Origin of the sequence: Photobacterium ganghwense, from assembly GCF_017329545.1 — a bacterium.
Classification (GTDB): domain Bacteria; phylum Pseudomonadota; class Gammaproteobacteria; order Enterobacterales; family Vibrionaceae; genus Photobacterium; species Photobacterium ganghwense.
The window spans coordinates 3001166-3015732 of sequence record NZ_CP071325.1 but is presented as its reverse complement, the minus strand read 5'-3'; the positions used below and the strand labels follow the sequence as shown (position 1 = coordinate 3015732).

General features: G+C 51.9%; 10 protein-coding genes. 3 read left to right on the top strand and 7 right to left on the bottom strand.

Features of this window, described 5'->3' with window-relative positions; translation table 11 throughout:
* Nucleotides 1-130: 130 nt before the first annotated feature.
* Nucleotides 131-1354: an arginine deiminase gene (gene arcA / locus FH974_RS13590; RefSeq protein WP_047883741.1), complete on the bottom strand. Its 1224-nt coding sequence runs from the start codon at nucleotides 1352-1354 to the stop codon at nucleotides 131-133.
* Nucleotides 1355-2658: 1304 nt separating this feature from the next.
* Entirely contained in the window at nucleotides 2659-4107 is a 1449-nt protein-coding gene (locus FH974_RS13585; protein WP_047883742.1) for a YfcC family protein, read from the bottom strand.
* A 767-nt stretch (nucleotides 4108-4874) separates the two neighbouring features.
* On the opposite strand from FH974_RS13585, the gene rraB reads away from it, so the two are divergent.
* A complete protein-coding gene (rraB, locus tag FH974_RS13580; protein ID WP_047883743.1) occupies nucleotides 4875-5276 on the top strand; it encodes a ribonuclease E inhibitor RraB in 402 nt (133 codons plus the stop codon).
* A 174-nt stretch (nucleotides 5277-5450) separates the two neighbouring features.
* Here the strand turns inward: rraB and FH974_RS13575 are convergent, their stop codons facing one another.
* The 5 genes from FH974_RS13575 to pepA all read right to left on the bottom strand — a co-directional run bounded on the left by FH974_RS13575 (nucleotide 5451) and on the right by pepA (nucleotide 12127).
* Nucleotides 5451-6356 (bottom strand): bifunctional helix-turn-helix transcriptional regulator/GNAT family N-acetyltransferase, encoded by a 906-nt coding sequence (locus FH974_RS13575; RefSeq protein ID WP_047883744.1) that lies wholly within the window; start codon nucleotides 6354-6356, stop codon nucleotides 5451-5453.
* A gap of 270 nt (nucleotides 6357-6626) precedes the next feature.
* Nucleotides 6627-7028, bottom strand: a complete 402-nt coding sequence (locus FH974_RS13570; RefSeq protein WP_047883745.1) for a DUF2061 domain-containing protein — start codon at nucleotides 7026-7028, stop codon at nucleotides 6627-6629.
* A gap of 198 nt (nucleotides 7029-7226) precedes the next feature.
* The gene (locus FH974_RS13565; protein ID WP_047883746.1) at nucleotides 7227-10088 is read right to left on the bottom strand and encodes a valine--tRNA ligase; all 2862 of its coding nucleotides are present in this window, start codon (nucleotides 10086-10088) and stop codon (nucleotides 7227-7229) included.
* A gap of 27 nt (nucleotides 10089-10115) precedes the next feature.
* Nucleotides 10116-10568 (bottom strand): DNA polymerase III subunit chi, encoded by a 453-nt coding sequence (locus tag FH974_RS13560; RefSeq protein ID WP_047883747.1) that lies wholly within the window; start codon nucleotides 10566-10568, stop codon nucleotides 10116-10118.
* Nucleotides 10569-10618: 50 nt separating this feature from the next.
* The gene (gene pepA, locus FH974_RS13555; protein ID WP_047883748.1) at nucleotides 10619-12127 is read right to left on the bottom strand and encodes a leucyl aminopeptidase; all 1509 of its coding nucleotides are present in this window, start codon (nucleotides 12125-12127) and stop codon (nucleotides 10619-10621) included.
* Between the two features lie 195 nt (nucleotides 12128-12322).
* Between pepA and lptF the strand changes: the two genes are divergently transcribed.
* Complete coding sequence (gene lptF / locus FH974_RS13550) at nucleotides 12323-13423, top strand: LPS export ABC transporter permease LptF (RefSeq protein ID WP_047883749.1); 1101 nt, start codon at nucleotides 12323-12325, stop codon at nucleotides 13421-13423.
* Nucleotides 13423-14493, top strand: a complete 1071-nt coding sequence (gene lptG / locus FH974_RS13545) for an LPS export ABC transporter permease LptG (protein ID WP_047883750.1) — start codon at nucleotides 13423-13425, stop codon at nucleotides 14491-14493. The genes lptF and lptG overlap by 1 nt, the downstream gene beginning before the upstream one ends.
* Nucleotides 14494-14567 lie beyond the last annotated feature (74 nt).

Below are 14567 nucleotides of genomic sequence, written 5' to 3'. Positions count from 1 at the left end.
TGATCGTCTCTCTTGGTCAACTCTCAGTGTTATTGTGTTTGTAGTGGCTCTTTGGCCTGTAAAGTCTGAGAGGGTTTTCTGTTGTGTGGCCGGTGCCGAGCACCGGCCGTCAGTACGGGTGGGTAACCCGTTAGATATCGTCACGCTCGATTGGGCAGCTCATGCAGCGAGCACCACCACGGCCGCGACCAAGTTCATCACCAGGGATTGGCAGAACAGTGATACCGGCTTTGTCGTATTTCTCGTTGGTGTAAGTGTTGCGAGAGTAACCAACAACCACGCCAGGTTTCACAGTCAGTACGTTGTTAGCATCGTTCCACTGCTCACGTTCAGCTTCGAAGCTGTCGCCACCTGTTGTGATCAGGTTCAGCTGACCCACCCCCAGGGCTTTTTCGATGGCATTCACGAAGTAGCTTTCTTCGGTGGCTTTCACTGTGCCGGACTCATCGCCAGTCAGGCTCCAGCATTTCACATCTTTGCGAATCACTTCTGGGTATACAGAGAAGGTGTCTTCACGCATGTGCGTCATTACCGTGTCAAGGTGCATGCAAGAGCGGTGTTTTGGCAGCTCCATCGCGATAACTTGTTTTGCCTGGCCAGTTTTGAACAGGTTAGAAGCCAGCTGTTCAACACCTTGTGGAGTTGTACGCTCAGACATACCAATCAGCACTGAGCCACGGCCGATAACCAGAACGTCACCGCCTTCAATGGTCGCGTTGTCGTAGTTGATGTTGCTGTCCGCACCGTAGTAAGTGTGGAAGTCACCTTGGGCGAAGGTTGGGTGCCATTTGTAGATAGCGCGTACGTGGTTGGTTTCACGTTGACGGGCTTCTTTCGCCATTGGGTTGATTGATACGCCGCCGTAAACCCAGCAAGACGTGTCACGGGTAAACAGGTGGTTTGGCAGTGGTTCAATGATGAAATCGTTTGGTGCATTGAAGCCTTGCATCATAGAAGAAGACTGTACAGGGAACTCAGAGTAGGCCAGGCCACCAAGCAGGATAGATGCCAGCTCAGCGTGAGGCAGGTCGCTCAGGAAGCAGCGTACATCGTTAGCGAAAGTCGGACCGAAACGGTGGTCAGACAGCTGAGTGTTCAGCAACCATTCTTTGGCTTCTGGAACATTCAGAGTTTCAGCCAGCAGATCTTTCAGCAGCATAACTTCAACGCCCTGCTCACGCAGTGTGTTGGCAAATACGTCATGCTCTTTGCCTGCACGTTCAACGTCAAGTACATCGTCAAACAGCAAGTCATGGCAGTTTGAAGGAGTCAGGTGAGTGAGCGCGCGCTCTGGACGGTGTAGAAGTACGCGACGTAATTGACCTATTTCTGAACCTACATAGAACTTACTCATGATCGTATCTCTCTATTATTTGAAGTCAGATTCCTGACTTATTTATTTTTTGCGAAGCTATTATTTATTTCTTCGCTTTGGTTTCTGAGTTTTATTCTACGCTTTAAAGCCTCAGAGTCTTAGAGTTTCATCACACTTTTTATATTGTTCCTATAACCTATCTAATTAAATTTATTAACATTTTTAATTCAGCTGTTATTAGTTTTCATTAATGGGATTTTATGTGCTTTAGTTGGGTGGGGATGGTTTTCATTCATTTTAAGTTGCTGTTTAATATTGATTTTTGTTTTTCTTGTGGAAGTTTATGCAGATTTATTTTTGTTGATTTTATGTGACAAAACTAATCTTATGCACTTAATGTGTTTGTCTATATGAATTCTTGCTTAATATTATCTTATTGGTAACAAATATTTTTCCTTTTATTTTTTGTTTAATTGTTTTTTGTAATTTAGGAACAACGATTTCACTCAATTAATTTATTGTTTGATTTCGGTTTTTAGAGTCAAAATTCTATTTTATATGTCATTTGGATTTAATTTTTATGGTTCTTATGGCTTGGCGAAATAACGTGGATATATGATTTTCTCTTGGCTTTTTATCACAGTAAAAATTATATGGATCTTAATTTTTAAAGTAACGAGGGGCGTATTTTTTCATGCCAACTCGTCTGACTGGGGATAGGTGTTTTTCCTTATCGCGAGCCGATCGATGAGAAGATCGACGAGCAGAAAACGCTAAAAGCCAGTTGTATCAACACGGCTCTCATCCAAATCGTGAAGCACGGATGCCAAGAGTACTTGCGGGGGCGAGATGTCCCCAGGCCGGTGAGTCGCGTGGTGCCACGGCAGCTGGTGGAAAGGGTGGAAAGAGGTCGCAGAAGGTAGAGCGTTCCTGAGGCTAGTGCATTTTATATGCTGGAGAGATTTATCTGCTATAGAGCTAGGTTGGGGCTTGGGATCCGAGGCCCGATCCTCATTGCTTACTCGATTTCCTCTTGCTGGTTATTCGGGTTTCCAAGTTCTGAGTGTTTAATTTTCTCAGTATTTCGCTCCCTGAGCATGCCGGTTCGCCTGAAGATAGGAGCTGTTCGATACCACGGAACATACGCACAATGTTTCTTCGTGGCAGCGGGAGTGAATCGGTGGGGCATTGGCTGGAAATCTGAAGTGATGCAGGCTGAAACGAACAGTGTGACGGGACGAATCTGTGAGGTGTGTGGCGGGCGCTTTACCGAGTAAAAAAATCAAGGCCGCGTCAGGCGGCCTTGTTCGTTAGGAAGATAATGCAAGGGAAGCGTGAGATACTCAGGCCATGATGGCGCCGACACTCAGCATCACCATGATAAGTACAGTCAGAATACCCAGTAGTGGTGCCACCCATTTTACCCAGCGGACGTAAGGGACGCGGGCAATAGCCAGACCACCCATTACCACCGCCGAGGTTGGTGTCATCAGGTTGACAATACCGGAGGCAGACTGGTAAGCGGTTACAACCAGGTCACGACCCACACCGGCGAAGTCAGCCAGAGGTGCCATGATTGGCATTGTCAGTACTGCTAGACCGGATGATGAAGGCACCAGGAATGACAGCAGGATTTCCAGCCAGTACATCACGTTGATGAACACGATAGAAGACAGACCGGTGACGGCATGTTCGGCCGAGTTCAGGATGGTATCGGTGATCATACCGCGGTCCATAATGACCACGATACCGCGGGCAATACCGATGATCAGGGCTACACCCAGCAAGTCACGGGCACCGTCAATGAAGCTGGACGTAAACTCTTCTTCGCTCATGCGGGCAATCAGGCCGATGATGATGGTTGAAGCCAGGAACATGGCAGAGATTTCAGCCATCCACCAACCGACTACCGCCACACCGTAAATCATGATACCGAATGACGCGGCAAAGATACCCAGAATGATTTTACGAGTGGTGGTGAACTCCAGCATTTCGCCAGTCTGGTTGCCCAGGAAGTGGGCTTTGTTTTCTTCGTACTTGTCGTAAACGATAGACTTGGTTTTGTCAGCACGTACCATTTTGGCATAGCGCATCACATAGCCCACGCAGATCACCCAGCCGATCACCAGCATGGCAACGCGCAACATGATACCGTCAGTAAATGGGATACCGGCGGCGTTGGCGGCAATCACTGTCGCAAACGGGTTGATGGTGGAGCCCAGAGTACCGATACCGGCACCCAGCAGAACAGTCGCTGCTGCTACCACAGGGTCAAAGCGGGCTGCCATCATGACAGGTACCAGCAGGGTGTAGAACGGCAGCGATTCTTCCGCCATCCCGTAAATGGTCCCGCCAGCGGCAAACAGCGCCATCAGGATTGGGATCATCAGTTCTTCCCGTCCCTGCAAGCGGGCTGTTACCCGTTCAATACCGGCGTCAATGGCCCCGGTTTTGGTTACCAGGCCCAGGAAACCACCGATCACCAGAATAAACAGGGAAACGTCAATCGCAGCGGCTTCGTAGCTGTTGTGGTCGTAGAAACCGTCAATTGGCGCCAGCAGGACATCGACCACACCCTGAGGGTTACTTTCAACGGCATGGTAGGTCCCGGTTACCGGCACTTCTTTACCCAGTTCTTCGTTCATGACGCGGTCATACTGACCAGCCGGAACGATCCAGGTCATCAATGCCACCAAAGCGATAAGGGTGAATAAAATGGTATAGGCGGATGGGAATTTAAAGTTGGCGAAGAAGCCACCTTTTTCTTCCTGTTTGATGGATTCGGTTGTCATAATTTTTCTCCTTGCCTCTGCGCTCAGGGCAGAGGGTTCATCTACCAGACCCGGAAATTGGCATGACACGACCCGCCGGCATTAACTCCGGTTGTTTGTCAGGCCTGGCGATTGCCGGGCAAGTGGCTGGGGTAGGGTGGCGTTATCCCTGTGTGGGGGATAAGGGAGCCAACGCGGGGTGAGGTGTCATAGCCGTACACTCACTGCCCGACACATAACCGACTGATGCCGCGCCCGATTCCGGGTGGCTCAGGGCCGATGTCAGGTTGGTGAGTGCTCTACGGGGACGACGCAACGAACTGCGGCGCCGTCGCCCTGGCTCAAGGCCTTGGTAGAAGTTACTCATGATCGTATCTCTCTAATGCTTATGTGTCCTGCAGTCATTGCTGCGGCTCTTTTTGTTTGTTGCAGGTGGATTTTATGCTGCCCGCATCGGTTTAACTTTGGGGTTGTTCACACTTTTCCGGGACTGCATTGGGCAGCGATGAGCCCGAATTTTTCGTGGCAGGGTAATTCTCTGGAAATAATGGGTGAATATGCTTTCTACCGCTTTAGAAGTATTCGATGAAAGCGCATAACCGGGAATATTATGCAATTTGGCGTGTTGGCCCGTATCAGCAGGAAACTGACATTAGTTTGATAAATATCAATTTCCCTTTTCAGCCATATGCGTTGCCCCTTTCTCCGGGGGTAATATTTCACATGGCATTTTGCCTGAATCCGTGCGATATTTGCCTTCGAATTTATTCCATAGGTGGAGTTACCCCATGTCTTATGCAGAACTGATTGAAGAGCAGAAGGAAGAAACACGCGATATTATTGCTGCGCTATTGGAAGATGGCAGCGATCCTGATGCCCTTTACAGCATTGAGCACCACTTCTCAGCGGATACATTTGAAGAGCTGGAAGCGGCGGCAGCAGAAGCGTTTAAGATGGGCTTTGAAGTGCTGGATGCTGAAGAGCTGGAACTGGCACCGGAAGACGGTGGCGGCATGGTTGTCTGCTTTGATGCTGTAATGGAATCAGCCCTGAACGCCGACGTGATTGATGAGCAAGCAGAAAAGCTGATCAAGCTGGCTGAAAAATACAACATTGATTACGACGGTTGGGGTACGTACTTCGAGTCTGGTGAAGACGACGAAGATGACTTCGAAGACGACGAAGAGTAATCAATAACGATCCGGCTCCAATGCTGGTGTCATGATTATTGTCTCGTGAGATCATCCCTTCTTGCGAAACCGTTCTTAGTTGCAAAAAAGCTGGCTCAGGCCAGCTTTTTTTGTGCTCATATTTCCGGTCAGATTCCCTGCTGGTCGGTATGTTGATCGTCAGGAAATAGGGGTTCAGAAAGTCTTCAGCATTCGGATTTCACACGCATCGTGCCCGGTATTGCCCATCGCGTGCGAAATATGGACAAAGCCCAGCGAACGGTATAGCCCGATAGCTTCCGTCAGGTTGGCGGTGGTTTCCAGATAGCAGGCGCGGTAGCCCAGTTGGCGGGCTTCCTTCAGGGCCTGAACGGCCAGCCTGCGGGCCAGTCCCCGTCCTCTCAGTTCGGGCAGGAAGTACATTTTCTGCAACTCACAGACGCCCTCTTCTCCGGACAGCGGCGCAATGCCTCCGCCGCCCAGAATCCGGTGTTGATGTTCGATCACCCAGTACGCGCTGCCAGCAGGCTGATACACCTCGCTCATGCTATCCAGCGTCGGGTCGGCCACCCCGTATCCTTTATCGGCCGTCAAACCGTATTCTGCGGACACCCGGCGAATGACCGCGGCAATGGCTGCATTGTCCAGCGGCGTCAGGGGCCGGATTTCATAGTTGCTCTGATTGGCAGCGGCCTCAATGGCCTTGCTGTAGCGAGTCAGGCTGGTTTCCAGCTGACAGATTTCGTCAGTGTCGAGCTGTTTGAGCCACTCACTGACCTCGGCATTGAGCTGCTGGTGGAGAGCTTCAAGCTTGGTTCTGCCATCAGCGGTGAGCTGGAAAATCTGACTGCGTTTATCATCAGGGTGTGGCGTAGCGCCAACCAGCCCCTGATTTTGCAGGCAGGCCAGCGTACGACTGGCGTTGGACTTATCCACCCGCAACCTTACCGCCATCTCATTGACCGTTGCGTTTTCTTGCTCCAGCTCGATCAGGCAGTGTGCCTGAACCGGTGTCAGGGCCATGGCACCGCACTGGTTGTGCAACATGCCAAGCTGGCGAACCAGCTGGCGGGAGAGATGGCGAAGTGAATGGGCGTCCATGGAAGCATCCTTGTGTCGGCGGTTGTCTTAATAATCTTGTTGTGTGTCGCAACTTAATGTATTTGTAACTCGCAACCATGTCAAGGTGATACACACTCGTTATCTGGATAACTGAATAAAGCAAGAAGGCGTGTTACTTGAGAGAGGAAGGACTGCGCTGTGCCAGAAGTCGAAGTGGATAAGAGGAAAAGGCAGGGCAGCAAAACGGTTTCAGCCCGGGTGTGATTGACGTCCGGGCTGATATGGATGCTTTGTGCCAGTGTCTGTCGCTCAGTGATGGTGGCAAGCCATCATACTTAATGCTGAGTGCGTTTGCTCACGGCGCTGCCAGACACGCTCATGAAAGTAATAGGCCAGCGTATTAATGGCAGGTTCAATCATGGCCATAATACTGCCGATCAGAATGTCACCGGTCAGCAGATAAGCAACCGTGAACGCCACACTGAAATGTACCACGGCGAAACTCGCGGTTTTGCGCCCCGGTTGGTTGAACTGGGAACGTTTCAGCGGCGCAGTCTGCCATGCTTTTTCGTGAAAGTAGAAAGCCACTGTGTTGACCATAGGTTCAATCATCGCCATCAGGCTACCGATGAGGATATCGTCGGTCAGCAGGTAAGCGACACTAAACGCAACGGTAAAATGAATGGCAGCAAAACTGATAGTCTTTTTCATAACAGGCTCCTCACTTGGATACCTATAGTATTGCGAATGATTATCAATAGTTAAAATCGATTGTTGTTATTATATCAATAGGTAATAGCTATTGAATGGTGGCAGGTATGGCGAAGACAGCACAGTGGCCAAAAGAAAAAGGCCGGCGATAAACGCCGGCCTTGGAGAGGAATGCAGAGTTACCTGCCGAACGACAGCTTACAGCGCTGCAATCGTCGCTTGCTGTTCAGCCAGCTTGGTCAGGGTTTCTTTGTAGCCGTCCAGCTTCTCACGCTCTTTGGCAACAACGGCTTCTGGCGCTTTTGCAACGAAACCTTGGTTACCCAGTTTACCTTCGATGCGTTTGATCTCGCCTTCGGTCTTCTGGATTTCTTTCGCCAGGCGGTCAAGCTCAGCGTCTTTGTCAATCAGACCAGCCATTGGGATCATCAGCTCAGACTTACCGACCAGGGCGGTAGCACACGCAGGTGTTTCTTCACCAGCAGCCAGCACGCGGATGTCTTCCAGTTTCGCCAGAGACACCAGTACTGCTTTGTTGGCTTCCAGACGCGCTGCGTCTTTCTCGTCAGCGGCTTTTAGCATCACATCCAGCGGCTTGCTCGGCGCGATGTCGTACTCGGCACGTAGGTTACGGATGCTGGTGATGAAGTTCTTCACCCACTCAATGTCAGCCAGTGCGTCGGCATTGAAGTTGGCTTCGTCGTACTGAGGCAGTGCCTGCAGCATGATGGTATCGCCTTCGACACCGTCTACCAGCGGCTTCACGCTCTGCCAGATCGTTTCAGTGATGTAAGGAATAACCGGGTGAGCCAGACGCAGTGTCTTTTCCAGTACGGTGATCAGGGTACGGCGAGTGGCGCGTTGCTGCGCTTCGCTGCCTTTCCACAGAACCGGTTTAGTCAGCTCCAGGTACCAGTCACAGAACTGGTTCCAGATGAACTCATAGATGGTGTTCGCCGCCATATCCAGACGGAAGTTTTCAATGTGCGCATTGAACTCTTTCGCTGCCAGCTCGAACTGAGACTCGATCCATTTGTCGGCCAGGGAGTACTCCAGTTCCGCCCCTGCCGCAAAGCCGCAGTCCTGCTCTTCGGTGTTCATCAGCACGTAGCGGCTGGCGTTCCACAGCTTGTTACAGAAGTTACGGTAACCTTCCAGGCGCTTCATGTCCCAGTTGATGTCACGGCCGGTTGAAGCCATTGCCGCCAGCGTGAAACGCAGGGCGTCAGTACCGTATGGTTCGATACCGTCTTCAAATGTCTTACGGGTGTTCTTCTCGATCTTCGCAGCCAGCTGAGGCTGCATCATGTTACCGGTACGTTTTTCTACCAGAGATTCCAGATCGATACCGTCGATCATGTCGATTGGGTCAAGAACGTTACCCTTGGATTTCGACATCTTGTCGCCGTTCTCATCACGGATCAGACCGGTGACGTATACCGTTTTGAACGGAACCTGAGACTTGCCGTTTTCATCTTTACAGAAGTGCATGGTCATCATGATCATGCGCGCAACCCAGAAGAAGATGATGTCGAAACCGGTGACCAGCACATCAGACGGGTGGAAGGTCTTCAGGTCATCTGTTTGCTCAGGCCAGCCCTGAGTACCGAAGGTCCACAGGGCAGATGAGAACCAGGTATCCAGTACGTCATCGTCCTGACGCAGAACCACAACCGGTGCCAGGTTGTGTTTTTCGCGGATTTCTTCTTCGGTGCGACCTACGTATACATTGCCGTTGTTGTCGTACCATGCCGGAATACGGTGGCCCCACCATAGCTGACGGGAAATACACCAGTCCTGAATATCACGCATCCAGGAGAAGTACATGTTTTCGTACTGCTTAGGGACAAACTTGATGTCGCCGTCTTCAACGGCACGCACGGCTTCTTCTGCCAGAGGGGCAGTGCGCACGTACCATTGGTCAGTCAGCATTGGCTCGATCACTACGCCGCCGCGGTCGCCGTAAGGCACGGTCAGGTCGTGATCTTTAATTTCGTCCAGCAGACCCAGCTCGTCGAATTCTGCCACGATGGCTTTACGCGCATCGAAACGATCCATACCTTGGTACTTCGCTGGCATTTCGGTGCTGTATGCGTCACTAGGTTCACCGTTGGTGGTGAACACTTCGGCGCTGCTGCGGATAGCGGCATCGAACGTCAGGATGTTGATCATTGGCAGGCTGTGGCGCTTACCAACTTCGTAGTCGTTGAAGTCGTGCGCCGGTGTGATTTTCACACAGCCGGTGCCTTTTTCCATGTCAGCGTGTTCGTCACCCACGATTGGGATGCGACGATCCACGATTGGCAGGATGATTTCTTTGCCGATCAGATCTTTGTAACGTGGATCTTCCGGGTTCACGGCTACGCCGGTATCACCCAGCATGGTTTCCGGACGGGTTGTGGCTACAACGATGTAGTCTTTGCCGTCAGCCGTTTTCACACCGTCCGCCAGCGGGTAGCGGAAGTGCCACATGTGGCCTTTCTTGTCTTTGTTCTCAACTTCCAGATCGGAAATCGCAGTGTGCAGTTTCGGATCCCAGTTTACCAGGCGCTTACCACGGTAAATCAGGTCATCTTCGTACAGGCGCACGAAAACTTCTTTCACGGCATTCGACAGGCCGTCATCCATGGTGAAACGTTCGCGATCCCAGTCTACTGACGCGCCCAGACGACGCAGCTGCTTGGTGATGGTGCCACCAGACTCGCCTTTCCATTCCCAGATTTTATCGATGAAAGCATCACGGCCGTAGTCGTGTTTGGTTTTGCCTTCTTCCGCTGCAATCTTACGCTCCACAACCATTTGGGTAGCGATACCCGCGTGGTCAGTACCGACTTGCCACAGCGTGTTTTTGCCTTTCATACGCTCACAGCGGATCAGGGTATCCATAATGGTATCCTGGAACGCGTGGCCCATGTGCAGGCTACCCGTGACGTTTGGCGGTGGGATCATGATGCTGTAAGCATCTTTTGATGTGTCACCGTGAGGCTTGAAATAACCGGCCTCTTCCCAGCGCTGATATAGCGCTTTTTCAATTGATTGTGGGTTGTATGTCTTTTCCATAGCGCTCTTAGAAGGATCTATGTGGAATTAGGGCGTCTCAGGGGCAGCGGCGGTTTTCAGCTGGATGCCAGCTTGCCGGTACTGCTTATAGCGTTCCCGCGCCAACTGCTTGAGTTTTTCATCGCAAGGGACGAAGTCTACCACTTGTGAGAAGGTAACGGCAAAATTTGGTGCTTCCTGAGCCAAATTGATCAGTACGCCGCGTCGGCCGCTGTGCCGCCGTCCCGGCCAGCCGATTTCAACCGGTGAGCCGCCGCGGGGGCCTTCGCCAATCAGGTTGTGAGGCACAAAATTGTCCGGGTCCTGTTGCCAGAGGTACTCATCTATCTGTTCTGCCTGCGCTTTACTGTCAGCCAGCAGATAGACTTTGTGGCCCTGGCGATAACTCAGTGCTGCTTGTGAGCAGGCAAAATGCCACTGATAATCACTATCGGCGGCAAGGTGCGTCTCATCGATTATATAAAAAGTAGCATGAGTCATGGTGTTTACTCTATAAAGCAAGGGGGCCGTCTGGCCCCCTTGTGTCGTTGTTATTCGACGGCGTCCTGACCAGCGCGGTTTAGCAGGAACTGGACCAGCAATGGAACCGGACGACCGGTGGCACTTTTGTCTTTGCCACCGACCCAGGCCGTCCCGGCGATATCCAGGTGCGCCCAGTTATATTTCTTGGCAAAGCGTGACAGGAAGCAACCTGCCGTGATCGTACCGGCACCCGGCGTACCCAGGTTCGCCATGTCAGCAAACGGGCTCGCCAGCTGGTCCTGGTACTCGTCGCTCATTGGCAGACGCCATGCACGGTCACCGGCTTGCTCAGATGCATTGATCAGCTCGTGTGCCAGCGGGTTGTGGTTCGAAATCAGGCCGCTGATGTGGTTACCCAGTGCCACGACACAAGCACCGGTCAGTGTTGCCACGTCAACCACCGCTTCAGGCTCGAAGCGTTCGACGTAAGTCAGGGCATCACACAGTACCAGACGACCTTCCGCATCAGTGTTCAGCACTTCTACTGTCTGACCCGACATCGTTGTCAGGATGTCACCCGGACGGTAAGCACCGCCACCCGGCATGTTTTCACAGCCTGCCAGAACACCAACCACGTTCAGCGGCAGGTTCAGTTTGGCCAGCGCTTTCATGGCACCGAACACGGTCGCCGCGCCGCACATGTCGTACTTCATTTCGTCCATGTTGGCCGATGGCTTGATAGAGATACCGCCCGAATCGAAGGTCAGTCCTTTACCGATCAGTACGATAGGTTTCGCCTGCGGATCAGGATGCCCCTTGTACTCGATCACTGACATCATGGCTTCGTTCTTGGAGCCCTGACCAACGGCGAGGTACGACGTCATGCCCAGCTCTTTCATTTCCTGCTCACCAATGATTTTGGTGGTCACAGATTCAAAGTCATCCGCCAGACGGCGCGCTTGTGATGCGAGGTAAGCCGGGTTTGCCACGTTTGGCGGCATGTTACCCAAATCTTTACCGGCTTTGACGCCAGAGGCGACAGCCAGACCGTGGGCAATCGCACGCTCACCCAGTGACAGTTCGCGACGGGTCGGTACATTAAATACCAGCTTGCGAAGTGGGCGACGGGTTTCAGGTTTGTTACTCTTAAACTGGTTGAAGGTGTACAGGCTGTCTTTGGTGGTTTCCACTGCCTGACGCACTTTCCAGTAGGTATCGCGGCCCTTAACGTGCAGCTCAGTCAGGAAGCAGACTGCTTCCATTGAACCGGTTTCGTTCAGGGTACTGATGGTTTTTTTAATGATTTGTTTGTACTGGCGTTCATCCAGTTCGCGCTCTTTACCACAACCAACCAGTAATACACGCTCAGATAATACGTTTGGTACATGGTGAAGCAGCAGCATTTGGCCAGGTTTACCTTCCAGATCGCCACGACGAAGCAAAGAGCTGATATAGCCTTCGCTGATTTTGTCTAGCTGTTCGGCAATGGGAGAAAGGCGACGTGGTTCAAAAACGCCCACGACAATACAGGCACTTCGCTGTTTCTCGGGGCTACCACTTTTAACACTGAACTCCATGCGTACTCCTACATCCTAATAAAGACAATTAAAGCTAAATGTTAGATAATGCCGCACTTACTTGCTGGACCGCAGATTCGGTATAGGATTTAAAGTACGGGTTAACAAATAGCCGAAAGATTAAAAAATACATAATTAACCGAAAAATTATAGTGATTCCGGTAAAAAAACAAGTTTTCTATGGGTAAATAAAGCGTGATTATTGTTCGGTATTTGACACGTGAGACATTAAAAAGCCAATTTGCGGTGCTTTTTGTTCTTTTTCTTGTCTTTATCAGTCAAAAATTTATTCGCATACTAGCCTCTGCGACCGAAGGCTCTATCCCCAGCGATCTGATTTTGACCCTGATGGGGCTGTACATGCCGTCAATGGCATTATTGATGCTGCCTTTAAGTCTTTACATCGGTATTTTGCTGACCTTCGGCCGTCTGTATGCGGAAAGTGAAATTACAGTGATGAACGCGACCGGGATCGGGAACAAATTCCTGATCCAGGCCGCATTGTGGCTGGCGATCATTACCGGCTCCATTGCGGCGTTTAACGCGTTGTGGCTGTCTCCCTGGAGTGCTGAGCAGGAGACCCGGGTGATGGAGCAGGTTGAAGCGGATTCCGGCCTGGAGCTGCTGGTGAAAGGTCAGTTTCAGGCGGCCCCGGATGGCAAAGGGGTGGTGTTCGTCAATGACATCACTGACAGCGGCAGCCGTTTGCATAAAGTGTTTGTCGCTCAGCTATCCGCGCAGGATGCACTGCGCCCGAGCGTGCTGGTGGCCGATCGCGGCTATGTCAGTGAGCTGCCTGATGGTCGTCAGATCCTGGAGTTGAAAGAAGGGACCCGGTACGAAGGGCTGCCGACGCGACTGGATTATTCGATCACCGAGTTTGATGGTTATCAGGCTTTGATTGGCCAGCGTGCGGTACGTGAAAAAGATCGTGACTGGGACGCACTGCCGACTCTGGAGCTGATGCAGCGTCCTGAACTGGCGGCCAAGGCAGAGTTCCAGTGGCGGATGTCGCTGGTGATCTGTATTCCGTTGCTGACCATGGTGGTGGTACCGCTGTCGTCGGTTAACCCGCGTCAGGGGCGCTTTGCCAAACTGGTTCCGGCGGTCTTGATTTATCTGGCGTACTTCCTGGCCATCAGTGCCGCGAAATCCGCAGTGGAAGACGGCGGCCTGCCGTCGTACATCGGCCTGTGGTCGATCAACGCAGCGATGCTGCTGGTGGCGATTGTGCTCAACAGCTGGGATACGCTGCCGGTTCGGCAACTGAGAGAAAAATTTCGGAGACGCGGCTGATGTTTAAGATTCTGGATTTATACATTGGCCGAACGATCATCGCGACTTCGGCCCTGACACTCTCCACGCTGGTTGGTCTGTCGGCCATCATCAAATATGTTGAGCAGCTGCGTAAAGTCGGTGACGGCACCTACGATTTGTGGAAAGCGCTGGTGTATGTGCTGCTGAGCATGCCGCGTGACATCGAGATGTTCTTTCCGATGGCGGTACTGTTGGGCGCGCTGATTGGCCTGGGGATGCTGGCTTCCAGCTCTGAGCTGGTTGTGATGCAGGCGGCGGGTTTCTCTAAGCTTGATATTGGTCTGTCGGTGCTCAAAACCGCGGTGCCGCTGATGATTGTGGTTACCCTGTTGGGCCAGTGGGGCGCACCGGAAGCCCAGAAAGCCGCGCGTGAACTGCGGGCCTTGTGGACCTCCGGGGGGAACATGCTGTCGGTACAGCGTGGGGTCTGGGCGAAAGATGGCAACGACTTTATCTACATCGGCCGGGTGCATGAGCAGAAGAAGCTGTTTGGCGTCAACATCTGGGAATTTGATGAGCAGGACAATCTGAAAACCTCGACCTTTGCGGAAACCGCGAAGTTCGATGAGAACCAGAACTGGGTACTGGAAGATGTCACGGTCACCACGCTGAGTACCACTCAGCAAAGTAATGAGACGTTCAAGCAATTGCCGTGGCAGACCACGCTGACGCCCGATAAGTTGGCGGTGGTGACGGTGAAGCCGGAAGAGCTGGCGCTGTCAGGTGTTTATGATTACGTATCTTACCTGAAAGCCTCGAAGCAGGATGCCTCGCGCTACGAACTGGCTTTCTGGCGCAAAGCGCTGCAGCCGGTCTCTATTGCCGTGATGATGTTGCTGGCCTTGTCCTTTGTTTTCGGGCCGCTGCGTTCGGTTACGATGGGGGCGCGGGTCTTGTCCGGGGTGATCTTCGGCTTTGGTTTCTACATTTCGAATGAGGTGTTCGGGCCACTCAGTATTGTTTACCGACTGCACCCGATTGTCGGTGCTCTCGGGCCAAGTCTGGTGTTCCTGTTTATCACCCTTTATCTGCTGCGGCGCAAGTTGTAGTTTGTCGCTGAAGTGGTTTGTAAGTTGTCGCTGAAGCGGTAAAGCGGTCGGTCTGAACGCTGCACAAGCTAAAC

Coding starts and splice junctions, on each gene's coding strand:
- arcA (WP_047883741.1), bottom strand. CDS start 1,354: ATGAGTAAGTTCTATGTAGGTTCAGAAATAGGTCAATTACGTCGCGTA.
- FH974_RS13585 (WP_047883742.1), bottom strand. CDS start 4,107: ATGACAACCGAATCCATCAAACAGGAAGAAAAAGGTGGCTTCTTCGCC.
- rraB (WP_047883743.1), top strand. CDS start 4,875: ATGTCTTATGCAGAACTGATTGAAGAGCAGAAGGAAGAAACACGCGAT.
- FH974_RS13575 (WP_047883744.1), bottom strand. CDS start 6,356: ATGGACGCCCATTCACTTCGCCATCTCTCCCGCCAGCTGGTTCGCCAG.
- FH974_RS13570 (WP_047883745.1), bottom strand. CDS start 7,028: ATGAAAAAGACTATCAGTTTTGCTGCCATTCATTTTACCGTTGCGTTT.
- FH974_RS13565 (WP_047883746.1), bottom strand. CDS start 10,088: ATGGAAAAGACATACAACCCACAATCAATTGAAAAAGCGCTATATCAG.
- FH974_RS13560 (WP_047883747.1), bottom strand. CDS start 10,568: ATGACTCATGCTACTTTTTATATAATCGATGAGACGCACCTTGCCGCC.
- pepA (WP_047883748.1), bottom strand. CDS start 12,127: ATGGAGTTCAGTGTTAAAAGTGGTAGCCCCGAGAAACAGCGAAGTGCC.
- lptG (WP_047883750.1), top strand. CDS start 13,423: ATGTTTAAGATTCTGGATTTATACATTGGCCGAACGATCATCGCGACT.